Origin of the sequence: Aeromonas sp. FDAARGOS 1406 (assembly GCF_019048565.1) — a bacterium.
Classification (GTDB): Bacteria; Pseudomonadota; Gammaproteobacteria; order Enterobacterales; family Aeromonadaceae; genus Aeromonas; species Aeromonas caviae.
The window spans coordinates 4,127,686-4,152,939 of record NZ_CP077378.1 but is presented as its reverse complement, the minus strand read 5'-3'; the positions used below and the strand labels follow the sequence as shown (position 1 = coordinate 4,152,939).

The following is a 25,254-nucleotide window of genomic DNA, read 5'->3' as shown; positions in this document are numbered from 1 at the left end:
GATGTCTCCTTACATCTCGGGTTACACACTGGCTGACGGCACTGTTTGGCCAACCTGCTCACCCGATTGGACACCAGGTTTTCCCCAATTGTCCAACAAAATAAACGATTGATTATGCAAAAACCAATCTAGAAAATGGGTTAAAGCTCCTTATGAAACCCCATAAGCCACCCTGAAAACGCCTGATAAAAGCACTGTTTTTGCCATTGATATCAATACCTTGATATTTATAACTTGCTCAATGACTCCCTTGAGATCGGCATGACGAGGATATGCACATTTTTTTTCACAAAAACTCCCCGCTCTCCGGGCTTTGCGACCGGAAAGGCCCCCTTGTCCATCCAAAAATGCGATAGGTTATGACGCAACCCATCTCTTTAATGGATAGATAATCCCCAACCCCGGCCCTGCGGCTTGCCAGCCCGACCACCAGCAGGTTCGCTTGTTACCCATCCGGGCATATCCCGCCCCACTCCCGCCCCGATAAAATGGGGCCGCACCGCGCCTGCTGAGCGGGTTGTTGCCGCCCTCATCCCCTCTCGTCGGAGTCATGACATGGATCTCTTCTGGTGGTTTGCCCTGCCCGTCGCCGCAGGCACCTTCTATGGGTGCTATTTCTGGAACCAGCGCCATGCCCAGCCCGACTGGCTGCGTCTGCCTACCCGCGCCGACTACCTGCACCAGCATCCCGAATGCGCCATCGACGATGAACTGGGGGCGCGCTGCTGCGCCTGCGGCTCCGACAAGGTGCTGGGCCACCCCCAGACCGGCTGGCCTGATCATCGCTTTCGCCACACCTGCCTCGCCTGCGGCAAGGCGCTCTTTCGCACCGAAGAGCCCCCGATATAAGCATCCACATTCGCCCTTTTTGTATGGCGATGTATGGCGATGGCAGATACTGACACCCGCAAAGCTGCAAAGAGCACATGCTCGGGACAGGGGGATGGCGCAGGCGTCCTGACAGGGAGAGCGCCGACCAGGTCAGAATGGGTTGTCGTTTGTGACCCTCTTTCGTACTATTGCCCGCCACTGCGAACCCCCTTTTCCGGCCCGGGCGTCACGCACGGCGCGGGCCCACAAACGGATAGCGATCCCATGACATCTCTGACCCACTGCTCGGTGCTGGCGATGACGCTGGTTGCACTGCCCGCCCTCGCCTCCGGTGACGGTGACGGGTGCGGCTTCTGGCTCACCGACTGCCCTCTCCCCACCTATCCGCTCTATCTCAACGAGAACGACACCCGGGGCAACCTGCTGATGCTGCTGGGGGATGCCCAGCATCACCCCCTCCCCTTCACCCTGCCGGCGGATCCGCTGAACGAGCGCAGCCAGCCGCTGTTCTACCTCACCCGCCTCCCCCAGCCGGAGGAGGTAGAGGACCCGGCGCTGCGCGAGCAGCTCGGCAGCCGGCTGGCCGCCTACGACCCGTCCCTCCCCCCGCTGCTTGAGCACTACGCGGGCCACGATTCCCTCTACGGCCACGCCATCTCCAACTCCCTCTCCTCGGTCAGCGCGTTTCTGGACGCCCTCGAGCAGAGCGGGGTGCCCGCCCCGGAGCGCACGTCGCTGCTGCGAAGCCGTCTGCTGATCCTGGGGCAGCAAGAGAGCCCCGCCCCCGTGACCGAAATGAGCGGTGCTGCCCTTGAGTGGCAGGGGTATCTGCAGGCCGCCCGGCACTTCTACGAGAGCCGCTTCGAGGAGGCCCGCGCAGGCTTTGCCGCCTTGCAGCAGGCCAAGGCCCCCTGGGTGGCCGAGAGCGCGACCTACATGGTGATGCGCACGGAGATCAACCTCGCGATGAAGGAGGCGAAGGACGAATACGGCGATCAGGACGTGACCAGGAGCGACAAGGAGGCCCTTCGCCGCGCCATGGCCCAGGGTCAGGCCTATCTGGCGGCCTACCCGCAAGGGCGCTACGCCAGCTCGACCAGAGGACTGTTCAGACGCATCCAGTGGATGTCCGGTGATCTCGGCGCCCTGCGGGATGCCTATGACGAGGCCATGGCAACCCGCCAGCCCTTGCCGGCGCTGGAGGCCCTGGTCAACGAGATCGATCTCACCCTGCTCAGTGGCGATGCCTATCGCCATCAGGCGGCCTATCAGGACTCGGCCCAGCCGGCGCTGCTGTTCGTCAATGCCCTGCGGGGTCTCAGACCGACCTATGAGCGGCCGCGGGACTGGCAAGATGCCCAGCTGGACGACGCCATCACGCAACTGCAAAAAACCGGTCACCAGGCGCAGGCGGCCTATCTCAAGGCCTATGCCCTCTTTTTGGACAAGCAGTTCGAGCAGGTGCTGGCCCTGCCCTCCCCGGGGCAGGAGGACGCCACCCTGGCATTCAGCCACCAGATGCTGCGCATCTGGGCCTGGCAGGGCATGAAGGCCTTCGACAAGGCCGAGCAGGCCCTGATGGCACTGGTGGCCTCCCCCCTGGGTCAGGCCCAGCAGGCGTTCGTGGAGAACGTGCTGGCGGATCACTGGGTGCGCACCGGCAACACGGCCGCCATCTTCCAGCCGGGCAGCCCCATCACCCAGCTGCGCATCCGCGCGGCCGTGCTCAAGCAGGAGGCCGACCCCGCTCTGTTGCGCCAGCAAGCCAGTCAGGGCCCGAGCGCGGCGGAGCGGCAGATTGCGCTCCATACCCTGCTGGTGCGGGATCTCATCGCCAGCGACCCGGCCACCTTCTTGCAGGATGTGGCCCTCATCCCCGCCGATTACAAGGAGGCGACCCCTCCCGCCGACGCGCCCTGGGAGCCCGTGCCCAACGGGGATGTGCGCCTCTCGGCGTTCCAGTGGCACGGAGAGGGGACGCCCCAGGGCTACCACTGCCGGGATCTGACCCAGACCCTTGGCACCCTGGTGCAGCGCCCCGACGATGGTCATGCCCTCAACTGCTTCGGGGAGTATCTGCGCAGCCGGGATCCCCATATCGACCTGTGGCAGGATCGCGAGATGATCTGGGGGCTGGCGCAAGACGAGCGCCCCACGTTCCCGAGTCGCCTCGCCCTCTATCAGGCCGTGATGGCCAACCCCAAAGCGGAGCCCGAAGACAAGAGCTATGCCCTCTATCGCGCCATCCAGTGCTATGCCCCCTCCGGCTACAACAGCTGCGACAGCCAGGAGATCCCCAAACGCACCCGGCAGGCCTGGTTCAACACCCTCAAGCAGCGCTATGGCAACTCGGTGTGGGCCAGATCCCTCAAATACTACTGGTGAGCCATGAGCAGACCCCCTGAACGCGCCCTGCTGGCGCTGCTGCTGACGACCCTGGCCACCCCCCTTGAGGCCAGTGTCGATGCCAGCGCCTATGACGCCTTCTGGCTCTGGTCCGCCACCCGCCACCAGCCGGTACTGGAACAGGCCAGCACCCTCTATCTGCATCAGGGGGAGATCCTGGACAGGCCCGGCGGCTCCCGCTTCGTCAAGCTGGGGCGGGTTCCCTCCCCCCTCAAGGCCGGGCAGGTCTGGCTGGTGGTGCGTGTCAACGCCCTCCCCCTCTCCCCCGCCCACGAGCAGGTGCTGGTGCGCCTCTACGAGGGGTGGCGCGCGGCCGGGGCCAGGGTGGCGGGCATCCAGATCGACTTCGATGCGGCGACCCGCCAGCTCGATCGCTATGGCAACGCCCTGCAACAACTGCGGCGCGCCCTGCCTCCCGGGTGCAAGCTCAGCGTGACGGGGCTGCTCGACTGGGCGAAAACGGGGGACGTGGCAGAGCTCAATCGCCTGCCCGTGGACGAGCTGGTGATCCAGACCTATCAGGGCACGCGCACGGTGCCGGGCTATCAGGCCTATCTGCCCGCCATGGCGCACCTGACCATCCCGTTCAAGGTAGGGCTGGTGCAGGATGGGGAGTGGGATCCCGCCTGGCAGACAACACTGGCCGCCTCCCCCCATTACCGTGGCGAGGTGGTCTTCCTGCTCAACCGCCCGGCGCCGATCCCGGGGACCAGTCCCCCTGTTCCCCGGCATGACGCCCACTGAGACGCGGGTGAACCCCATCGGGACACAGGGGCAAGGGCGTGCCCACGGCAAGCAGCCGTGGCAGACCCTGATCCGGCTGGTGGCATCCACACCGGGCGAGATGCCGTGCGAGAGGAACGCCGTCCGGGCCACCACATCGGTCAAGCCCGCCATCGTGCTGCGCGGCGCGCGCCGTCACAAACAGGGAGAGAAACAAGGATGACGTTTGTCGAGATGAACCCCGCCCACCTGCCGCTGGCCCTGCTGCTGGAGGCCGATCCCGCCGCGTCGCGCATCGCCGCCTACCTGCCCGGGGCCTGGGGCTTTGCCGCCCTGGCGGACAACGAGGTCGTGGGGGCCTGCGTGGCGGGCCTGGTGGGGGAGCAAACCGCCGAGATCTTCAACATCGCCGTTGCCCCCAACCGCCAGCAGCAGGGCATCGGCTCCGGCCTGCTGCGCTTCGTGCTGGAGAACCTGGCCGGGAAGGGGATAGGCCACGTCGAGCTCGGTACCGGCAGCTTCGGCCACCAGCTCACCTATTACCAGCGCCACGGCTTTCGCGTCCATGCCGTCGTGAAGGATCACTTCCTCATCCACTATCCCGAGCCCCTGATGGAGCACGGCATCCAGCACAAGGACATGCTGCGCCTCTCCCTCGCACTGGCGCCGGACACCGCCTCCCCCTGACCCGAGAGGGAAGCCCCGCCCTCCCCCTGACGGCCGCCCCCTGTGGTACACTCCGCCATCCCCTGTTTTTGGTATGCATGCGATGAAATCAGCCCGCCCCCGTCTCTCCCTCTCCGCCCGCCCTGACGCAGGCCGCACGGCCAGCGGGCCTACCACGGCGCGCCCATCCCAACGCCGGGAGGCCCGGCACCCAGGGAGCGTCAACGAGCGCAAACCGGCCCCCGCCCCGGCGGCTCGCAAGCTGCTGCTCCTGAACAAGCCTTACATGGTGCTCTGCCAGTTCACCGACGAGGCGGGCCGCGAGACCCTCAAGGATTACATCAAAGAGCCCGGCATCTATGCCGCGGGCAGGCTGGATCGAGACAGCGAAGGGCTCTTGCTGCTCACCAACGACGGCAAGTTGCAGGCACGCCTCACCCAGCCGGGAGAGAAGACCCCCAAGACCTACTGGGTGCAGGTGGAAGGCATCCCGAGCGAGGAGAAACTGGCCGCCCTTCGCGCCGGTGTGGAACTCAACGACGGCATGACCCTGCCCGCCGGGGCGCGCATCATGGATGACCCTGTGGTGTGGCCACGCAATCCGCCCATTCGCGAGCGCAAAGAGATCCCCACCTGCTGGCTCGAGATAACAATCGTGGAGGGGCGCAACCGCCAGGTGCGGCGCATGACCGCCCACATCGGCCACCCCACCTTGCGCCTCATCCGCTACGCCATCGGGGAGTGGACCCTCGATGGTCTGGCGCCGGGAGAGAGCCGCGCCCTGCCCGCCCCCGAGCTGGCAACCGCGCCACGACCAGCCGCCACGCAAGGCAAACCACGGGCATCCGCCGCAGCCGGGGGCACTGGCCGCAGTGCCCCCCGCACCGCCCGGCCAACAGATCAGGATCCAGCCCGGGGGCGGGACCGCCGCGGGGCAGACCCGCGCCAGGCCAATCGCAGCGGCGGGCGCACCACCGCCCGCCGTCCGGCTCGCACCAAGCCCTCTGAATGAAGGCGACAGCGGATCTGCATCGAGCGCCCCTGCCGGGGCACAGCCAACAAGACAAGGAGTCCTTATGAGCGATCACCCACCGCTGCCCACCCGCCTCACCGTGGCCGCTCTGGTGCACTGGCAGGGGCGTTTCTTGCTGGTGGAAGAGGAGATTGCGGGCCAGCGCCGCTTCAACCAGCCCGCCGGCCACGTGGAGCCGGGAGAAGATCTCATCCAGGCGGCCTGCCGCGAGCTGAAGGAGGAGACCGGACTCACCGCCGCGCCCACCGGCTGGCTTGGGGTCTACCTCTTCAAACCGGCGGACAGCGAGGCCGCCTTTGTGCGCACCGCCGTCATCTTCGACCTTGAAAAGTCGCCCGGTCAGCACCATCCAGAGGATCCCGACGGTGACGTACTGGCCTGTCACTGGCTCAGCCTGGAGGAGATTGCCGAGTGCAAGCCCGCCCTGCGAAGCCCCCTGGTGTGGCAGTGTATCCAGGACTATCTGGCAGGCACCCGCCTGCCGCTGTCGGCACTCAAGGCCTTCATCTAAGCGCCATTGGACGCTCTTTTTGACGCTATGGGGCCGAGACAAGAAAAACGATTTCCCGCCGCCGGGCTTCCAAGGAGAACGGCGGCAGGGAGATGTGACCGGGGGCGCAAAACTCTGGTAGAATACGCCCCGTTTAAACGAACTGGTAACTTCGACTAATGACAGACAACAGCCAAATCAAGGTGATCGTCGGCATGTCCGGCGGCGTGGATTCTTCCGTCTCGGCCTACCTGCTCCAGCAGCAGGGCTATCAGGTCGAAGGCTTGTTCATGAAGAACTGGGAAGAAGACGACACGGACGAGTACTGCTCTGCCGCCCAGGATTTGGCTGATGCCAAGGCCGTCTGCGACAAGCTGGGGATGAAACTCCACACCATCAACTTCGCCGCCGAATACTGGGACAACGTCTTCGAGCACTTCCTGGAAGAGTACAAGGCGGGTCGCACCCCGAACCCGGACATCCTGTGCAACAAGGAGATCAAGTTCAAGGCGTTCCTGGAATTCGCCGCCGAAGAGCTGGGGGCCACCTACATCGCCACCGGCCACTATGTGCGCCGTGACGACAGCACCGGCCGCCCGCGCCTGCTGCGCGGTCTGGATACCAACAAGGATCAGAGCTACTTCCTCTATACCCTGAGCGAAGCCCAGGTGGGTCAGAGCCTGTTCCCGGTCGGGGATCTGGAAAAACCCGAGGTGCGCCGCATCGCCGAGCAGCTGGATCTCATCACCGCCAAGAAGAAAGACTCCACCGGCATCTGCTTCATCGGTGAGCGCAAGTTCAAGGACTTCCTGGCCAAGTTCCTGCCCGCCCAGCCCGGCCCCATCGAAACCGTGGACGGCAAGATCATCGGCGAGCATCAGGGGCTGATGTACCACACCCTGGGCCAGCGCAAGGGGCTTGGCATCGGCGGTCGCAAAGATGCCACCGAAGAGGCCTGGTACGTGGTGGACAAAGAGGTGGAGCGCAACACGCTCGTGGTGGCACAAGGGGAACACCCCCGCCTCTACTCCGACGGCCTGGTCGCGAGCCAGCTCCACTGGGTGGATCGCACCCCCATTCGCGCGCCGCGCCGCTGCACCGTCAAGACCCGTTATCGTCAGGAAGACATCCCCTGCCTGATCCAGCCCATCGACGATGAGACCATCCGGGTCATCTTCGACGAGAAACAGGCTGCGGTGACCCCGGGCCAGTCCGCCGTCTTCTACGACGGGGAAGTGTGTCTGGGCGGCGGCATCATCGAACAACGTTTCAGCCATCCGGTCTAAGGGCTGGGCGCTCACGAGCGTCCGCGCTGTACTCCCTTCTCCCCTCGCGGGAGAAGGGTTGGGGATGAGGGGGTAACCACCCTCACCCTGACCCTCTCCCTGAGGGAGAGGGGACAAAGAAAAACTGTACCAGGCAGCGATACATGATTGGCAACGTCCAGGCCGGATCATGGCATCGGCCGGTGAATGAACAGAACAGGGCTGTGAAGACATGGCCGACACATTCCAGGCCGGATCATGGCATCGGCCGGTGAAAGAACAGAACAGGGCTGTGAAGACATGGCCGACACATTCCAGGCCGGATAATGGCATCGGCCGGTGAAAGAACAGAACAGGGCTGTGAAGACATGGCCGACACATTCCAGGCCGGATAATGGCATCGGCCGGTGAAAGAACAGAACAGGGCTGTGAAGATATGAGCGACAAATTCCAAGACAGAACCATGGCCTTCGCAGGCATCTGCCAGGCCGCCTATCTGGTGCAGAAAGTGGCCCGTGACGGCTCCTGCGACGAAGCCTCCCTGCGCGAGAGCCTGCAAAGCATTCTGGTCACCAACCCCACGCAGCCGCTGGAAGTGTTCGGCAGCCACCTGGCCATTCGCGACGGCTATCGCGCCCTGGTGGAACAGCTGGGGGCCGACGGCAGCCAGAAGAATGCCGAGCTAACCCGCTACGTGGTGAGCCTGATCGCGCTGGAGCGCAAGCTCGCCAAGCGCAAGGACATCCTCAACATGCTGGGGGAGCGGATCAGCCAGATCGGCCGCCAGCAACAGCATTTCGATCTGCTCGACGAGCAGATCCTGGCCAACATGGCGAGCATCTACAGCGACCTTATCAGCCCCATCGGGCCGCGCATCCAGGTGGCGGGCACCCCGCTCTTCCTGCAGCAGCCCCTGGTGCAGCACAAGGTGCGCGCCCTGCTGCTCGCCGGCATCCGCGCCGTGGTGCTGTGGCGCCAGCTCGGCGGCAGCCGTACCCAGATCATCTTCGCCCGCAAGAAGATGGTGGAACTGGCCAAACGATTTTAACCCCCACACCAATCATCAGGAGTTCACCCCATGGAGCTGTCCGCGCTGACTGCCGTTTCCCCGATTGACGGTCGTTATGGCGACAAGGCCGATGCCCTGCGCCCTATCTTCTCCGAATTCGGTCTGCTGCGTTTTCGCGTCGAAGTCGAGGTGCGCTGGTTGCAAAAACTGGCCAGCCACGCCGGGATCCCGGAAGTCCCTGCCCTGAGCGAGGCAGCCAATGCCGTGCTTGACGGCATCGTCAGCAACTTCAACGAGCAGGATGCCGCCCGCATCAAACAGATCGAGCGCACCACCAACCATGATGTGAAAGCGGTGGAGTACTTCCTGAAAGAGAAAGTCGAAGTGAACCCGGAGCTGGCCGCCGTCAGCGAATTCATTCACTTCGCCTGCACCTCGGAAGACATCAACAACAACTCCCACGGCCTGATGCTGAAGACCGCCCGGGAAGAGGTGATCAAGCCTTATTGCGAAAAGCTCATCGGCGAGATCAAGCGCCTGGCCGTCGAGTACCGCGACATGCCGCTGCTCTCCCGTACCCACGGTCAGCCGGCGACCCCGAGCACCATGGGCAAGGAGATGGCCAACGTCGCCTACCGTCTGGAGCGCCAGCTCAAGCAGATCATGGCGGTGGAGCTGCTGGGCAAGATCAACGGTGCCGTGGGCAACTACAACGCCCACATCAGCGCCTACCCGGATGTGGACTGGCACCAGTTCTCCGAGGAGTTCGTCACTTCTCTCGGCCTGACCTGGAACCCCTACACCACCCAGATCGAGCCCCACGACTATATCGCCGAGCTGTTCGACGCCCTGGCCCGCTTCAACACCATCCTGATCGACTTTGACCGTGACGTCTGGGGTTACATCTCCCTGGGTCACTTCAAGCAGCGCACCATCGCCGGCGAAATCGGCTCCTCCACCATGCCCCACAAGGTCAACCCCATCGACTTCGAGAACTCCGAAGGCAATCTGGGCCTGGCCAACGCCGTGTTCCAGCACCTGGCGAGCAAACTGCCCATCTCCCGCTGGCAGCGTGATCTCACCGACTCGACCGTGCTGCGCAACCTGGGTGTGGCGGTGGGTTACTCCCTGATTGCCTATCAGGCGACCCTGAAGGGCATCTCCAAGCTGGAAGCCAACGCGGACGCCATGGCCGCCGATCTGGATGCCAACTGGGAAGTGCTGGCGGAGCCCATCCAGACCGTGATGCGCCGCTACGGCATCGAGAAGCCCTACGAGAAGCTCAAAGAGCTGACCCGTGGTCGCCGCGTCGACGCCGAAGGGATGCGCACCTTCATCGACACCCTGGCACTGCCGGAAGCGGTCAAGGTCGAGCTCAAGAAGCTGACCCCGGCCAACTACATCGGCGACGCCCAGCGTCTGGTCGATCTGCTGAAATAAGTGATGTAACCGAACCGGCGGGGGCTCTGTCATGACGGCAGGGCCCCCGTTGATTTTGGCCCATTTGATATGATCACCCTCCATCGGGCCATTTCAGAGCCCTTGCCCAAGCCCGCCTTGGGCAAGCCCTCTCACAAGATACGAGAAGCACCATGTACCAACTCAATCTGGATATCGCTCACTTCCTCGAGCACTACTGGCAGAAGCGCCCGCTCCTCATCAAGGGCGGTTTCACCGACTTTCAGGATCCCATCAGCCCGGACGAGCTGGCGGGTCTGGCCATGGAAGAGGTGATCGAATCGCGCCTGGTCACCCGCTTCAACAACCAGTGGGAGGCGGCCCACGGCCCCTTCGAATCCTACGATCACCTGGGGGAAGAGAACTGGACCGTGCTGGTGCAGGCGTGCAACCACTGGGTACCCGAAGTACACGAGCTGGCGGTACCCTTCCAGTTCATCCCGGGCTGGCGCTTTGACGATGTGATGGTGAGCTTCTCCACCCCTCACGGCGGTGTCGGCCCCCACATCGACAACTACGATGTGTTCATCACCCAGGGCCAGGGCAAGCGCCACTGGCGGGTCGGCGATGCCAAGCCACTCAACGAGTTTGCCGCCCACGCCGCCCTGCTGCACTGCGAGCCGTTCGAGGCGATCATCGACGTCATCATGGAGCCGGGCGACATCCTCTACATCCCGCCCGGATTCCCCCACGAGGGCTACGCCATCGAGCCCTCCCTGAACTTCTCGGTGGGTTTCCGCGCGCCGGACGCCAAGGCCCTTGTCTCCTCCTTTGCCGATCACCTGATCGACAACGAGATCCGCACCGAACGTTACGGCGACCCGGACCTCCAGCCCCGCGCCCGCCACGGGGAGATCCAGCCCCATGAGCTGCATCGCCTGCGGGAGCTGATGCAACAGGCCCTCGACGACGAGACCCTGTTCAAGGAGTGGTTCGGCACCATGATCTCCGAGGCCAAGCACGATCTGGACGTCAATCCGGTGGAGCCGGACTACAGCGCCGACGAGGTGGCCGACCTGCTGAGTCAGGGGGAGCCCGCCATCAAGGTGCCGGGGTTGCGCAGCGTCTGGTTCAGCGGCGAGAGCCGCACCTGCTACATCGACGGCGAAGCCTGGACCCTGCCAAGCGAGGATCCGGCCGCCATCGCACTCCTGTGCGACAAGGACATCATCACCCAGGACGCGCTGGTGGAACTGGCCGATCAGGCGGGCTTCTTGCAACTGCTGACCCGGCTGGTCAACCGCGGCTACTGGTTCTTCGGCTGATCCAGGGGGCTGCCGCCCCTCCCGGCGTGCCGGGAGGGGCGGCGTTTTTTCCGCTGTAGGCCAACCGGCTCCTGCCTTGCACTGCTTCGCCCTGACGCCGCGGGAGGGAGTGACTACACTGGATGACGGCCAACGGCATCGGGCCGGATCGCCCCGGCAAGGGGGCCCTGTTGTTTGTCATTTAACAACATGGGAGCGGGCAGGATGCGGGGCCAGAAATGGGAACCAAATGACCTCAGTTGCGGAAAATCAATTATTTTAGCCCCTAAAATGAGCTGTGAGCGAAAACGTTATCTTTCAAATTGAGGCCGTTTTCGCTCAAAACGTTGTTTCTGGATCATAAAAAGTATCCAAAAACTGGTGTATATTGCACGGCGGAAATTCCTTAACCATGAAGACTGACATGAAAAAGACCAAAATCGTCTGCACCATCGGTCCCAAGACCGAATCCAAAGAAATGCTGGGCAAGATGCTGGATGCCGGCATGAACGTCATGCGCCTGAACTTCTCCCACGGCGACTACGCCGAACACGGTGGTCGCATCAGCAACCTGCGCGCTGTCATGGCCGAAACCGGCAAGCACGCAGCCATCCTGCTGGACACCAAGGGTCCGGAAATCCGCACCATCAAGCTCGAAGGCGGCAACGACGTCTCCCTGGTCGCCGGCCAGACCTTCACCTTCACCACCGACCAGACCGTGGTGGGCAACAAAGACAAAGTCGCCGTCACCTATGCCGGTTTTGCCAGCGACCTGCGCGTCGGCAACCGCATCCTGGTTGACGACGGCCTGATTGGCCTGGACGTCATCGAAATCACCGAGCGCGAAGTGATCTGTAAAGTGCTCAACAACGGTGACCTGGGCGAGAACAAGGGCATCAACCTGCCGGGCGTCTCCATCAAGCTGCCGGCCCTGGCCGAGAAAGACAAGCGCGACCTGATCTTCGGTTGCGAGCAAGGCGTTGATTTCGTTGCCGCTTCCTTCATTCGCAAGAAAGAAGACGTGCTGGAAATCCGTGAGCACCTGAAAGCCCACGGCGGCGAGAACATCCAGATCATCTCCAAGATCGAAAACCAGGAAGGCCTGGACAACTTCGACGAGATCCTGGCTGTCTCCGACGGCATCATGGTTGCCCGTGGCGACATGGGTGTCGAGATCCCGGTAGAAGAAGTGATCTTCGCCCAGAAGATGATCATCGAGAAGTGCAACAAGGCGCGTAAAGTGGTCATCACCGCGACCCAGATGCTGGACTCCATGATCAAGAACCCGCGTCCGACCCGCGCCGAAGCCGGCGACGTGGCCAACGCCATCCTGGACGGTACCGACGCAGTCATGCTGTCCGGTGAGTCCGCCAAGGGCAAGTACCCGCTGGAAGCCGTGACCATCATGGCCACCATCTGCGAGCGTACCGATGCCGTGATGCCGTCCAACCTGTCTGCTGCCAACGACAGCAACAAGCTGCGCATCACCGAAGCGGTCTGCAAAGGCGCGGTAGAGACCTCCGAGAAGCTGGACGCCCCGCTGATCGTGGTTGCCACCGAAGGCGGCAAGTCTGCCAAGGCCATCCGCAAGTACTTCCCGAAAGCCTGGATCCTGGCCATCACCACCAACAAGAAGACCGCTGCCCAGCTGGTGCTGACCAAGGGTGTGGTTGCTCACGTGGTTGACTCCATCGCCTCCACCGACGACTTCTATCGCATCGGCAAAGAAGCCGCGCTGGAAATCGGCATGGGCGTGAAGGGTGACGTGGTTGTCATGGTCTCCGGTGCCCTGGTACCGAGCGGTACCACCAACACCGCCTCCGTTCACGTACTGTAATCAGTCCTGAACCGATGAAAGCGGCGCCTGCGGGCGCCGTTTTTTTTTATCTCTCCCCCTGCTGCCCCTCTTGCGCCGGTGCTAGAATCCACGCGGATTTTACCCTGGTGGAAAATCCCCCGAACATCGCATAATCACCCGGACGCTTTATGCTCTCAACACGCTTCAAAAGAGCCTCGGCCACCCTGCTGCCGCTGCTCTGTTTACTCATCACCTTCTGGACCCCGAGCACCCTGGCGCAGGATCTGCCCCAGCGCGCCACCGTGCAGCGGGCGCTCGACGCCCTCGGCAAATCGGACACCCCCACGGCCAGCCAGCAGGCGGACCAGAAGTTCCTGACTGACACCCTCTCCCTCCTCGACAGCATCGACAAGGAGAAGAGCAAGGCCAAAACCCAGAGCGAACGCCTGCGCACCCTGCCGGCAGAGCTCAAGGAGATCGGCGCCAAGCTCGACGCCCTGACCCAGGGCAAGAGCCCGGAGCAGCTCAAGAGCGAATACGCCACCATGAGCCTGGCGGAGCTCGATGCCCGCCAACCCGAGATCATGGCCAACATGCAGGCGGCCCAGGAGGCCCTTGGCACCATCGGCAGCCAGATCACCAACCTGCAGACCCTGCCGGAGCGGGCCCAGGCCAGCATGAGCCGCGCCTATCAGCGCAGCCAGGAGATCCGCACCCGCCTCAACGCCGGGGACGGGGTGAGCAGCGCCGAGAAGATGAAGCTGGGCGCCGAGCTGGCCCTGCTGGATCTGCAACTGGCCAACCTGCAAAAGGAGCTGGACAACCGCACCAGCATGCAGGATCTGGTGGTCAAGCAACGGGACTACCAGAGTGCCCGCCTCGCCAGTGAAGAGCAGAAACTGCAGGCATTGCAGGAGCAGAGCAGCGCCAAGCGCCTGGGCGATACCGAGAAGACCGCCGAAGAGACCGGCGAGCTGGTGGCCGCCGAAGACAACCCCCTGGTGCAAAAAGAGCAGGAGCTCAACTACCAGCTCAGCCAGCAACTCATCAGCTCCACCAACAGCCTCAACACCCTGGCCCAGAAGAACCTGCAGGCGAAGAGCATGCTGGAGCGCGGCACCCAGACCGAGCGCAACCTCAACGAACAGGTGCAGATGCTCAAGGGCAACCTGCTGCTCTCGCGCATCCTCTATCAGCTCTACCAGCAGCTGGAAGCGGCCCCCTCCACCCTGGTGAAGAACCTGGAGGAGCAGATCGCCGACCTGCACCTGGCCCAGTTCGAACTGAGCCAGCAGCGTGACCAGCTGTTCCAGAAGAACCAGTATCTGGACAACCTCATCGCCAGCAGCGGCGAGTCGGTGAGCGACGAAGACAGGGCCAGCCTTGCCAAGCTCATCGACACCCGCATCGGCCTGCTGGATCAGCTCAACCGCCAGATGGATGCCCAGCTCACCAACGCCATCAGCCTGCAACTGACCCAGCAGCAGCTGACCCGGGTCTATGCCTCCATCGAGTTCACCCTGCAGCAGCACATCTTCTGGGTGAGCAGCAACAAGCCCATCGATGCCAAGTGGTTCATCACCTGGCCGGCCCAGGCCTTCAAGCAGGCCTCCGACTGGGTGCTGAAACCGGACTGGAGCGGCTGGGGCGACATGCTGCTGGCGGTCTCCCTGCTCTCCCTGCCACTGCTGCTGGTGGGGGGCCTGCTGCTGTGGAAGCGCGGCACCCTGCTCGAGCGCCAGAAGAAGATCGTCAAGGATCTGGGACGTTTTCGTCAGGACAGCCAGTGGCACACCCCCCGTGCCCTGCTGTTCACCGTGCTGCAACGCCTGCCGGGCACCCTCTTCATCCTGGCCGCCGGCCTGCTGCTCGCCTATTGCGGTCTGCTGAGCCCGAAACTCATCTTCCAGATCACCCTGAACCTGGCCCTCGGCTACCTGGTGTTCAGCGTCTACCTGTCGGTGATGCGACCGGGGGGCATCGGCGAGACCCACTTCCGCATGCCGCGGGACGAGCTGCAGGCCAAGCGCAACAGCATGCGCTACCTCTGGCTGCCCCTGCTGCCCCTCATCATGCTGTCGACCAAGGCGGTGGTGGAGCCCTCCTCCCTTGGCAACGATGTCATTGGCCAGGGCATGACCATGCTGCTGCTGGGGCTGACCGCCTACCTGGTGCTGCCCATCTCCCGCGCCCGCATCAAGGGCGAGGCGAGCATGTTGCAGACCCTGACCGCCGTCGCCCTGGCGCTGGCGCCGGTGGCCCTGATGGTGCTGGCAGCCCTTGGCTACTACTACACGGCCCTGAAACTCACCGGCAGGCTCATCGAGTCCTTCTACCTCATCATCATCTGGGGTCTGGTCTATCGCACCGCCCTGCGCGGTCTTGAGCTGGCAGCCCGTCGTCTGGCCTATCGCCGCGCGGTCGCCAAGCGGGAACACAAGACCCAGGAGGATGCGGAAGGGGGCGAAGCCATCGAAGAGCAGCCCATGGATCTGGAAGAGGTCAGCCAGCAGTCCCTGCGTCTGACCCGCATCATGCTGCTGCTGGTGTTCGGCGTCGCCTTCTACTGGCTCTGGTCTGATCTGGTGGCGGTCTTCACCTACCTCGACAGCGTGGTGCTGTGGCACAAGAGCGAGGGGACCGGGGCCAACGCCGTGCTCTATCCCATCAGCCTGAGCGACGTGCTGACCGGCCTCTTCGTGTTTGGTGCGGCTCTGTCGCTGGCCCGCAACCTGCCGGGCCTGCTGGAGGTGCTGGTGCTCTCCAAGCTGCGCCTCGCCCAGGGCACGGCCTACGCCTTCACCACCATGCTCAACTACGCCCTGATCGGGGTGGGCAGCCTGACGGCGCTGGCCATGCTGGGGGTCCAGTGGGAGAAGCTGCAGTGGCTGGCCGCCGGTCTCTCGGTCGGTATCGGTTTCGGCATGCAGCAGATCGTCTCCAACTTCATCTCGGGCATCATCATCCTGTTCGAGCGCCCGGTGCGGATCGGCGACACCGTCACCATCGGCACCATCTCGGGCACGGTCAACAAGATCAGGATCCGCTCCACCACCCTCACCGACTTCGACCGCAAGGAGGTGATCATCCCGAACCAGCAGCTGATGATAGAGCGGCTCATCAACTGGTCCCTGTCCGACACCGTCACCCGGGTCATCGCCCGGGTCGGGGTGGCCTATGGCTCGGATCTGGATCTGACCCGCAAGCTGTTGATGCAGGCCGCCATGGAGAACAGCCGGGTGCTGAAAGACCCGGCCCCCATCGTCTACTTCCTCACCTTCGGGCCCAGCACCCTGGATCACGAGCTGCGCTTCTTCGTGAGCGAGCTGGGGGATCGCAACCCGGCCATCGACGAGCTGAACCGCCGCATCGACGTGCTGTTCCGCGAGCATGGCATCGAGATCGCGTTCAACCAGATGGACGTCTACATCAAGAACATGCAGGGAGACGAACAGAAGGTGGAATCCCGCCCGGCGCTGCCGCCGGCAGGGAACCAGCCCGTCTGATCCCGCCCGCTTCACAGGCCCCGTCACGGGGCCTGTTTTTTTTCTGCCCGCCCCCCGCCTTGGAAAGCGCAGATCGCCCCCAATATAGGGAAGACAACGGACTGTCTGCACGAGGAATCCAATGGACTCGCTCTACGCCGTGGTGCTCTTTGCCATCTCGGCATCGGTCACCCCCGGCCCCAACAACATCATGGTGATGAGCGCCGGCGCCAGCGTCGGGATACGCAAGAGCCTGCCCCTGCTCATGGGGATCTGCGTCGGCTTCACCCTGATGCTGTTGCTGGTGGGGCTGGGCTTTGGCCAGCTCTTTACCCGCTTCCCCGAACTCCACTTGTTCATCAAGTGCGCGGGCACCCTCTATCTGCTCTATCTTGCCTGGCTCATCGCCCGCCCGACGGACGGGATGGCTGACAGCAACGGGGCCCGCCCGTTCGGCTTTTTCAAGGGTGCCCTGTTCCAGTGGGTCAATGCCAAGGCCTGGGTGGTTGCCACCGGCGCCATCGCCGCCTTCACCAGCGCGGGGAGCGACCCCTTTGAGCAGCACCTCGTCATCGCCCTGACCTTCTTCATCGTCTCTTTCCCCTGCGTCGGACTCTGGCTCCTGTGCGGTTCCCTGCTCAAGCGCTGGCTGGCAAACGATCTTGCCCGTCGCCGCTTCAACCAGGTGATGGCGGCCCTGCTGGCACTGTCAGTGGTGCCCGTCATTCGCGAGATCCTGATCCCCGCCTGAGACGCCGGGACTCCCTTTCCCTTGACCCGACGGATGGCCGTCGCAAAGGAGATGCAATGCAACAAGTGGTCTATGTGGCCAACCCGGTGAGCGGGTTGATCCATGTGTTTCGCCTCGAAGCAGGCACCCTCGCCCCGCTGCAGGAAGTGCAGACCGGCGGCGAGGTGCAGCCCCTGGTCATCAGCCCGGACCGGCGCTGGCTCCATGCGGGGGTGCGCCCCGATTTTCGGGTGTTGAGCTTCCCCATCGCCGCCGATGGGCGGCTCGGGGCCCCGACCTCGGCGCCCCTCGAGGGCAGCGCCTCCCACACCTGCATGGACGGCAGCGGCCGCCTCTTCTTTGCCGCCTCCTACGCCTTCAACCACGTCACCGTCTCCCGCCAGGATCAGGCGGGGCGGATGCAGCCCCCTCACCAGCGTCTCGACCACCTGATGGCGGCCCACTCGGTCACCTGGTTTGCGGGGCAAAACGGGGAGCAGGAGCTGCTGGTGGCCTGCCTGAAGGAGGACAGGGTGCGCCGCTTTGCCCTGGTGGACGAGAGGCTGGTTCCCCATCCCTTGGGGGACATTCACACCGCCCCCGGCGCCGGGCCCCGCCATCTGGCCCTGCACCCGGACAACGGCGATCTCTATTGCCTCAACGAACTCGATGCCACCCTCAATCGCTACCACAGGGAGGCGGATGGTCGCATCAGTGCGCGGGAGAGCCTGGATATGCTGCCCGAGGGTTATCAGGGAGAGCGCTGGGGGGCCGACATCCACCTGACCCCGGATGGACGTTTTCTCTACACCAGCGAACGGGCCAGCAGCCTGCTCACCCTGTTCGGCGTCTCCCCCCAAGATGGCGCCCTCACCCCCCTCGGCCACTTCCCGACCGAGGCCTGCCCCCGGGGCTTTGCCATCGACCACAGCGGCCACTGGCTCATCGCGACCGGGCAGCAATCCCATGAGGTGGCACTGCATGCCATCGACCCCGAAAGCGGCCAGCTCACCCCGGGCCCACGGAGCGAGGTGGGCAAGGGGGCCATGTGGGTGAGGGTGCTCGCCCTCCCCTGAGATGGCAAAAAACGGGCATAAAAAAAGGTTCATCGCGGCTTTCCGGGGAAGGCCGCCTTGATTTTCAGAAAAAAGTATTCTGAGTCCCTAAATCCATATGCCATGCGCTTTATCACTTTGATCTTGTTGTTCACCCCTTCCAGCACACTCGTGTGCATCGGGTAGTTTGCACTCGCCAGGATCCCCCGCATATATTTCGATAAATTTCGACCAAATCGTTGCAGCGGCGCTAGCCCGCTTTCCTTCACCTGCCGCATCCAGCTCCGCCATCGTCGCCATCCTTCCCACACGCTCGGCGCATACCAGATGCCCTTCAACGCCTCTTTCAGCACGTACACCATCGCCAGCGGTTGATTCGCCGCCAACAGCTCCTGCAACTTCACATCCTGTTTTTCACTCAGCTTCGCCCGATTACGTAGCAGCAACCAACGCGCACTTTTGACCACTTTTCGCGCCGGTTTATCGCTTTTCAGTGCATTCGCCTGCTCCACTCGCACCCGGTCCACCACCTCTCGGCCATAGCGAGCCACCACGTGGAACAGGTCGTAGACCACCTCCGCCTGCGGGCAGTGTTGCTTCACCTCCAGGTCGAACGCCGTGTTCATGTCCATCGCCACCGCCTCAATCTGCTGGCATCGCTCGCCGAGCTGCTCGAAGAAGGGACGGATAGCGGCCCGACTGTTGCCGTGCCCCACCCACAGGACGCGGGTTCGCTCGGCATCCATGATCACGGTGGCATAGCGGTGTCCCTTGTGCAGGGCAAACTCATCCATCACCAGCCGCCGCACCTCCCCAAGTTCGATGGTGCCCACACTAGTCTGCAAACGGCGCTTGTCGATCTCCTTGATGGTGTGCCAACCGACCCCGGTGAGCTGGCTGACATGGCGGATGGGGAGGTACTGAACGAGCGCTTCAATCCAGCACTGCATGCGCCGGGTGAGGCGGGAGCCAGAGGGGAGCCAGTCGATATGTTCACTGACGCAACCACAGCGCAGACAGTCGACGCGGCGAACAGGCAGTTGTAACCAGACTTGTCGGTCAAATAGGTCTCGCTCACGCACCCGGCGGATACGTTGGTCGTGGATCAATGGCGTGGGTTGCAGGCATCGGCGACAACGGGGCAAGAAGTCGGCGCGAGGCTCAAGGGTAAACAGGGTGTGATGGTTGGCAGAAAGCGCTTGGGCGATGACGGTATAACCTGGCCAGAAGGAGGTAATATCAATATGATGCACGGCGACAGCAGGGTGATGGTGGTGGTGTGTTTGGCGACAACCAGTTTACCAGCACCCTGTCTGTCAACTTCCACTTTCCCAGGATCCCGCGAAGAACCTAAAAAAAGCCATGGCACTGCCATGGCCTGCGTGAGCCGGCCCCCTCAGGAGCCGGTCACCTCCTTCAGGAAACCGGTGAAACGCTGCCAGGACTTGGCATCGGCATCGGCGCGGTAGTTGTCCGAGCCAAAGACGCTGAACGCGTGGGGAGCACCGCTGTAGCTGGTTGCCTCATGCTTCACCCCGGCGCTCTCCAGCTCGGCCACCAGCGCAGCAAACTGACCCAGAGAGACCGCCTCGTCGGCGCTGCCGTGCTGGACAAGCAACTGTCCCTTCGCCTCTTTGTAGTCCTGCCCGGCCGGGGTCTCCAGCCCGCCGTGTACGCTCACCACCCCTTTGAGATCCGCCCCGCTGCGGGCCAGCTCCAGCACGGCGGCGCCGCCGAAGCAGTAACCGAGGGCCACCGCATTGTCGAGCCGCCCCCCCTGCCTGCCCGCCTCCGCCAATCCCCCTTGCAGCAGGGTGCGCATCCTGGTCCGGTCCTGATAAAGGGCCCCGGTGAGGCGCTTCTTGTCTTCCACCGTGCTCGGCCTGACCCCGGCACCGAACAAATCTACGGCAAAGACACTGTAGCCCAGGGCCACCAGCATCTCGGCCCGCTTGATCTCGTAACCGTTGAGCCCGTCCCAGTCGTGCACCAGCACCACCAGAGGGGCATCCTTGTCGGCACCCGCCAGGTAATAGCCCTCGAACGGCTTGCCTTCGACCTCGTAGCGCACCGCACCGGCCTCGGCCGCAGCGCTCCCCATCAGCCCCAGCAGGGCCAGGATCCATGCCCTCTTCATCCTTTCGTCCTCTCCCGTCAATGGTGCTCCTGAGTGTAGCCGCTTCACATGGGGAGCCCGGGTTCAGTGGTAGGCAGGCAAAAAAAGAGAGGCCACCCGAAGGTGGCCTCTTTTTCATCATCTCAACGTACAGCAAGCCAGGCGCTTAATCCTTGGCGCTCTCCATGGCACCCTCTTCGGAGTGCTGGGGCAGGATGAGGTTCAGCAGGATCGCCGCCACCGAGGCCAGCCCCACACCCGCCAGGGCGAAGTCACCGATCTTCATCTCCAGGGCACCGACACCCACGGTCAGGGTCACCGCCACGATGGCGATGTTGCGGGACAGCCCCAGATCCACCTTGGACTCCACCAGGGTCTTGAGACCGATGGCGGCGATGGATCCGAACAGCAGCAGCATGATGCCGCCCATCACCGGCATGGGGATGGAGGTGAGCAGGGCGTTGAACTTGCCGAAGAAGGCCAGAATGATGGCGAACACCGCGGCCCAGGTCATGGTGACCGGGTTGAAGTTGCGGGTGATCATCACGGCGCCGGTCACTTCCGCATAGGTGGTGACGGGGGGACCACCGATGAAACCGGCGAAGCAGACGCCGATGCCGTCACCGGCCAGGGTGCGGTGCAGGCCCGGATCCTTGGTGTAGTCCTTGCCGGTCACGCCGCCGATGGCCAGCACGCCGCCGATGTGCTCGATGCAGGGGGCGATGGCCACCGGCAGCATGAAGAGGGCCGCGGCCCAGTTGATCTCCGGGGTCTCGAAGTGGGGCAGCGCCAGCCAGGGGGCGTTGACCATCCCATCGAAACTCACCTGGCCCATCAGCACGGCAGAGACATAACCGGCGATGACACCGCACAGGATGGGGATGAGCTTGATCCAGCCCTTGCAGAACACGGCGGCAATCAGGGTGACCGCCAGCGAGATCCCCGCCAGGGTCAGCGCCGTGGTGGCAGGCACAACCTGCTCACCGCCGGCACGGCCCATGGCCATGTTGCAGGCTACCTGAGCCACCGACAGGCCGATCACCATGATGACGGGACCGATGACCACGGGGGGCAGCAGCTTGTGCACGAAGCCCATGCCACGAGCGCGGATGATGGCCGCCAGGATGAAATACATGAAGCCCGCGGCAAACAGACCGAACATGGTGGAGGGCAGGCCCCAGGTCTGGGTGGCATAGATGATGGGGGCGATGAAGGCGAAGCTGGAGCCGAGGAAGATCGGCACCTGACGACGGGTGCAGAGCTGGAACAGCAGGGTGCCTACACCGGCGCCAAGCAGGGCCATGGAGGGGTTCAGACCGGTGAGCAGGGGCACCAGCACCATGGCACCGAAGGCGACAAACAGAATTTGCAGCCCGGCGACGCTTTGCTTGACCAAGGAAAACATGGGTATCCTTAATTTTTTGATAACTGACAGGGATATTTGACACTTTTCAGTCATCACAAGACGTTTTCAAGGCAGCCAACGGGCCAAACGGCGTCATTTGTTGCCTTTTACTGCTTGGGGAGGGCATGAAACTGGCTTTTTAGGCGGGATTCGCTGCTACAAGCATCGAGGAAGCGATTTTACGCACTTTTATGGCCAACGCCAATCGTTTTTCCGGCAAGTTGACATGACAAGGCTTTCAACTGGTCGACGCAGATATTGCCCCAATCCCCTCTCTATACTCGAAGGCGTGACCCCACACCGACAAGGAGTTCCCCATGTCACTGCCCTCGTTCAAACCCAGCCAGCGCCGGCTGCTGCTGGGCTCGGCCATCGCCCTGGCCCTGTTCGCCACCCCGCTAAGCTATGACTTCGACCACCACCAGTGGCAGGTAAACCAGGCCCATGCCAAGTCCTGCTTCATTGCCGGTACCCGCATCCTGATGGCCGATGGCAGCGAACGCCCCATCGAGACCCTGCGGGTCGGCGATCGGGTGCGGGACAGGCACGGGCAGAGCAACCGCATCCAGGCCATCGAGCGGGTGGCGCTGGGGGCGCGCAGGCTCTACGGGCTCAATCATCTGCCCCCCTTCTTTACCGCCGAGCACCCCTTCCTCACCACCCAGGGCTGGGCGGCCATCGCACCGGCCATGACCCGCACCGAAAACCCGGCCCTCGCCGTGCTGCCGCTCTTTACTGGCATGCACCTGCTGGGTTGGTCAGAGGGGGGCAGCGCGGGCAACCTGGCGCTGGCGCCGCACCCTGTCGAACTGCCGGTGGCCTCCCTCTCCTGGGTTGATGCCCCGCCCGCCACGGCGCTGTTCAACCTGATCCTCGATGGCAGCCACAGCTATGTGGCCAATGGGCTGATCGTGCACAACAAAGGGGGGGATGGCGGCGGCAACAGTGGTAGCGGAGGCGGCAACAGCGGCGGCGGAGGCAGCAACAGCAGCGGCGGAGGCAGCAACAGTAGCGGCGGAGGCAGCAACAGCAGCGGTGGGGGCAATAGTAGCCACAGTGGAAACAATAGCGGAAATGGAGGCGATAGTAGCCATAACGGAAACAATGGCGGGGACGACAGCGGCCACGGCGGCGATGACCGTGGTCAGGGCGAACATGCCGGTGGCGACCAGCACGCTGGCGGCGATCGCCACGGCGGTGGCGACAAACATGCAGGCGGGGAGCGTCATGCCGGTGGCCGGGTGGACGACAACGGAGTGGACGCCGTCGATGCCAATGGCAACAAGCTTCGAGGCGATGGCAGCGTGGACGACAACGGCGTGGACGCCGTCGACGCCAATGGCAACAAGCTTCGAGGCGATGGCAGCGTGGATGACAACGGTGTGGACGCCGTCGACGCCAATGGCAACAAGCTTCGAGGTGATGGCAGCGTGGACGCCGTCGACGCCAATGGCAACAAGCTTCGGGGCGACGGCAGCGTCGATGACCGCCTGGTGCCCCCGCCCGCTCAATAGGTGGCAGCGTCCTGCCCCGCACACACAGCAGGGCAGAAAAAAGAGAGGGTGGCCTGGGCCACCCTCTCTTGTTTATGCGGCGTCGTCATGCCCGCGAAACGGCGGGCAGGTCGCACCTCAGACCCGGCGGTACGGCAGGTAGACCGGCTCCCACATATGGCTCAGGATGTGCTCTTGCAGATCCTGACCGATGAGCGGGTGGGAGGGATCCCGGCGCACGATATCCTTGAGCACCGCGGTCGCCACGTGCACCGAGATGTTGCGCAGCTCGCTGATCCTCGGGTAGACGGTGCCCCGGGCGAGATCCGCCTCGCTCACGCACTCCGCGAGCGCAAAGGCGGCGGTGGTGAAGATGTCCGGGCTTATCTCGCGGATCTGGCTGACGATGGCCGCCAGCCCCACGCCGGGGAAGATGAAGACGTTGTTGCCCTGACCGATGCGATAATCCTGCCCCTCATGGTGCACGTCCTTGAACGGGCTGCCGGTGGCGACGATGGCGCGCCCCTGGCTCCAGCGGAAGATGTCTTCCGGCAGGGCCTCGCAATTGGCGGTGGGGTTGGAGAGGGGAAACACCATGGGGCGATCGCAGTGGGCCAGCATCAGCTGGATGTGCTCCTCCTGGAAGGCGCCGCCGGCGCCGCTGGTGCCGAGCAGCACGGTGATGGGCACGTGGCGCAGCACCTCGGTCAGCCCCGCCTTGCCCTGCAGATCCCACTGGGCCAGCAAGAGGCCCGGCTTGGCGTAGCGGCGCTTGTACTCATCCAGCCCCTCGCGGTTGTCACACACCAGCCCCTGGGTATCCAGGATATAGATGCGATCCCGCGCCGCCTGCGGGTCAAGCCCCTCGCGGATCATCCCCGCGCAGATCTGATCCGCCACCCCGACCCCGCCAGCCCCGGCCCCGTAGACCAGGTAGTGCTGCTGGCCCAGGGTTTCCCCCTTGGATTTGACGGCCCCAATGATACCCGCCAGCACCACGGCCCCGGTGCCCTGGATGTCGTCATTGAACGACGGCAGCGCCTGCTGGTAGCGGGCCAGGTTGTTGAAGGCGTTGGACTTGCTGAAGTCCTCCCACTGCAGCACGGCGTTGGGGAAGTGGCGCTTGACCCCGGCCACGAACTTGTCGATGAAGTCGTCGTACTCCTTGCCGCGAATGCGCCTGTGGGGCTGCCCCAGGTACATGGGGTCATCCAGCAGCGCCTGGTTGTCGGTGCCCACGTCCAGCGCGATGGGCAGGCAGCAGGCGGGGTGGATGCCCGCCCCCAGGGTATAGAGGGCGAGCTTGCCGATGGGAATGCCCATACCCCCCACCCCCTGATCGCCGATGCCGAGGATCCCCTGGCTGTCGGTCACGACGATGATGCGCACCGCCTTGGCATCCATGTGGCGGGCGAGGGAGCCCATGTCATCGACGTTCTTTGGGGTGATGTAGAGGCCGCGCGGCTTCTGGAAGCGGTGGCTGAACTCCTGGCACGCCTTGCCCACGGTCGGGGTGTAGATGTAGGGGGTCATCTCCTCCACGTGGCGGGACAGGAGGGCGTAGAACAGGGTTTCGTTGCGATCCTGCAGGGCTCGCAAGTTCTGGTACTTCTCGATGTCGCTGCAGGCGCTCAGGAAGGCCTCATAGACCCGCTCCAGCTGGGCTTCGAAAGTCTGCACCTGGGGCGGCAAGAGGCCGCCCAGCTCAAAATCGGCCCGCTCCTGTTCGGTGAAGGCGGTGCCCTTGTTGAGGTTGCGATCGTTGAGCAGATTGGTGCCCGTCAGCGCAACGGGGCGAAAATCGTGACCCTGTGCATCTTTCCACAGCAGATATTGTCCGGTAGCCATAGTCATTCTCTTTGATTTACATGAAGTTGCCATCAGGCAGGAGAGCAAGACTCAGAATGCTGGGGATCATATGACGTTTGCCGATCCGGTTTTGTGAGCTTGGACAAACCCTGCGGCCAAAGGCGCCTTTGCCGGGACAGCCGAAGGTTGCTCCCACGCCCGCCTTGGCGCAAGATCCCGACACGCCCCTGTGGGCATT

General features: G+C 63.6%; 20 protein-coding genes. 16 read left to right on the top strand and 4 right to left on the bottom strand.

Going from position 1 to position 25,254, the window contains the following annotated elements; translation table 11 throughout:
- Positions 1-555 precede the first annotated feature (555 nt).
- The 15 genes from I6L36_RS19610 (at position 556) to I6L36_RS19540 (ending at position 18,214) form a co-directional block, all read left to right on the top strand.
- Positions 556-849, top strand: coding sequence for a hypothetical protein (locus I6L36_RS19610; RefSeq protein WP_042879347.1), 294 nt, complete (start codon positions 556-558; stop codon positions 847-849).
- A gap of 246 nt (positions 850-1,095) precedes the next feature.
- Positions 1,096-3,216: a hypothetical protein gene (locus I6L36_RS19605; RefSeq protein ID WP_216986811.1), complete on the top strand. Its 2,121-nt coding sequence runs from the start codon at positions 1,096-1,098 to the stop codon at positions 3,214-3,216.
- Between the two features lie 3 nt (positions 3,217-3,219).
- On the top strand, positions 3,220-3,981 hold the full coding sequence (locus I6L36_RS19600) for a DUF3142 domain-containing protein (RefSeq protein WP_216986810.1): 762 nt from the start codon (positions 3,220-3,222) through the stop codon (positions 3,979-3,981).
- A complete protein-coding gene (locus tag I6L36_RS19595) occupies positions 3,968-4,183 on the top strand; it encodes a hypothetical protein (RefSeq protein ID WP_185975464.1) in 216 nt (71 codons plus the stop codon). The genes I6L36_RS19600 and I6L36_RS19595 overlap by 14 nt, the downstream gene beginning before the upstream one ends.
- Entirely contained in the window at positions 4,180-4,647 is a 468-nt protein-coding gene (locus I6L36_RS19590; protein WP_216986809.1) for a GNAT family N-acetyltransferase, read from the top strand. Before I6L36_RS19595 ends, I6L36_RS19590 begins: the two co-directional genes overlap by 4 nt.
- 73 nt (positions 4,648-4,720) lie before the next feature.
- The gene (locus I6L36_RS19585; protein ID WP_203764613.1) at positions 4,721-5,638 is read left to right on the top strand and encodes a pseudouridine synthase; all 918 of its coding nucleotides are present in this window, start codon (positions 4,721-4,723) and stop codon (positions 5,636-5,638) included.
- Positions 5,639-5,702: 64 nt separating this feature from the next.
- Positions 5,703-6,170 carry an NUDIX hydrolase gene (locus I6L36_RS19580; RefSeq protein ID WP_216986808.1) on the top strand — a complete coding sequence of 156 codons (468 nt, stop codon included), beginning with the start codon at positions 5,703-5,705 and terminating at the stop codon, positions 6,168-6,170.
- A 158-nt stretch (positions 6,171-6,328) separates the two neighbouring features.
- Positions 6,329-7,435 (top strand): tRNA 2-thiouridine(34) synthase MnmA, encoded by a 1,107-nt coding sequence (gene mnmA, locus I6L36_RS19575; protein ID WP_010673619.1) that lies wholly within the window; start codon positions 6,329-6,331, stop codon positions 7,433-7,435.
- Between the two features lie 415 nt (positions 7,436-7,850).
- The gene (hflD, locus tag I6L36_RS19570) at positions 7,851-8,462 is read left to right on the top strand and encodes a high frequency lysogenization protein HflD (RefSeq protein WP_010673618.1); all 612 of its coding nucleotides are present in this window, start codon (positions 7,851-7,853) and stop codon (positions 8,460-8,462) included.
- A 30-nt stretch (positions 8,463-8,492) separates the two neighbouring features.
- The gene (gene purB / locus I6L36_RS19565; protein ID WP_042014264.1) at positions 8,493-9,863 is read left to right on the top strand and encodes an adenylosuccinate lyase; all 1,371 of its coding nucleotides are present in this window, start codon (positions 8,493-8,495) and stop codon (positions 9,861-9,863) included.
- A gap of 152 nt (positions 9,864-10,015) precedes the next feature.
- Positions 10,016-11,146, top strand: a complete 1,131-nt coding sequence (locus tag I6L36_RS19560; RefSeq protein WP_049636809.1) for a cupin domain-containing protein — start codon at positions 10,016-10,018, stop codon at positions 11,144-11,146.
- Positions 11,147-11,549: 403 nt separating this feature from the next.
- The gene (pykF, locus tag I6L36_RS19555; RefSeq protein WP_010673615.1) at positions 11,550-12,962 is read left to right on the top strand and encodes a pyruvate kinase PykF; all 1,413 of its coding nucleotides are present in this window, start codon (positions 11,550-11,552) and stop codon (positions 12,960-12,962) included.
- 149 nt (positions 12,963-13,111) lie between these two features.
- Positions 13,112-16,429 (top strand): mechanosensitive channel MscK, encoded by a 3,318-nt coding sequence (gene mscK / locus I6L36_RS19550; RefSeq protein ID WP_216986807.1) that lies wholly within the window; start codon positions 13,112-13,114, stop codon positions 16,427-16,429.
- 121 nt (positions 16,430-16,550) lie between these two features.
- Entirely contained in the window at positions 16,551-17,159 is a 609-nt protein-coding gene (locus I6L36_RS19545) for a LysE family translocator (protein ID WP_139737576.1), read from the top strand.
- A gap of 56 nt (positions 17,160-17,215) precedes the next feature.
- Complete coding sequence (locus I6L36_RS19540) at positions 17,216-18,214, top strand: beta-propeller fold lactonase family protein (RefSeq protein ID WP_216986806.1); 999 nt, start codon at positions 17,216-17,218, stop codon at positions 18,212-18,214.
- A gap of 29 nt (positions 18,215-18,243) precedes the next feature.
- Here the strand turns inward: I6L36_RS19540 and I6L36_RS19535 are convergent, their stop codons facing one another.
- From I6L36_RS19535 to I6L36_RS19525, 3 genes are all read right to left on the bottom strand, one after another.
- The gene (locus I6L36_RS19535; RefSeq protein ID WP_216986805.1) at positions 18,244-19,446 is read right to left on the bottom strand and encodes an ISL3-like element ISAeme19 family transposase; all 1,203 of its coding nucleotides are present in this window, start codon (positions 19,444-19,446) and stop codon (positions 18,244-18,246) included.
- 143 nt (positions 19,447-19,589) lie between these two features.
- Entirely contained in the window at positions 19,590-20,330 is a 741-nt protein-coding gene (locus tag I6L36_RS19530; protein ID WP_216986804.1) for a dienelactone hydrolase family protein, read from the bottom strand.
- A gap of 145 nt (positions 20,331-20,475) precedes the next feature.
- Positions 20,476-21,714: a uracil-xanthine permease family protein gene (locus tag I6L36_RS19525; protein WP_010673610.1), complete on the bottom strand. Its 1,239-nt coding sequence runs from the start codon at positions 21,712-21,714 to the stop codon at positions 20,476-20,478.
- A 317-nt stretch (positions 21,715-22,031) separates the two neighbouring features.
- Here I6L36_RS19525 and I6L36_RS19520 point away from each other — a divergent pair, with 317 nt between their 5' ends.
- A complete protein-coding gene (locus tag I6L36_RS19520; protein WP_216986803.1) occupies positions 22,032-23,228 on the top strand; it encodes a Hint domain-containing homing endonuclease in 1,197 nt (398 codons plus the stop codon).
- A gap of 117 nt (positions 23,229-23,345) precedes the next feature.
- Here the strand turns inward: I6L36_RS19520 and I6L36_RS19515 are convergent, their stop codons facing one another.
- Positions 23,346-25,055, bottom strand: a complete 1,710-nt coding sequence (locus I6L36_RS19515; protein WP_216986802.1) for an NAD-dependent malic enzyme — start codon at positions 25,053-25,055, stop codon at positions 23,346-23,348.
- Positions 25,056-25,254: the final 199 nt, after the last annotated feature.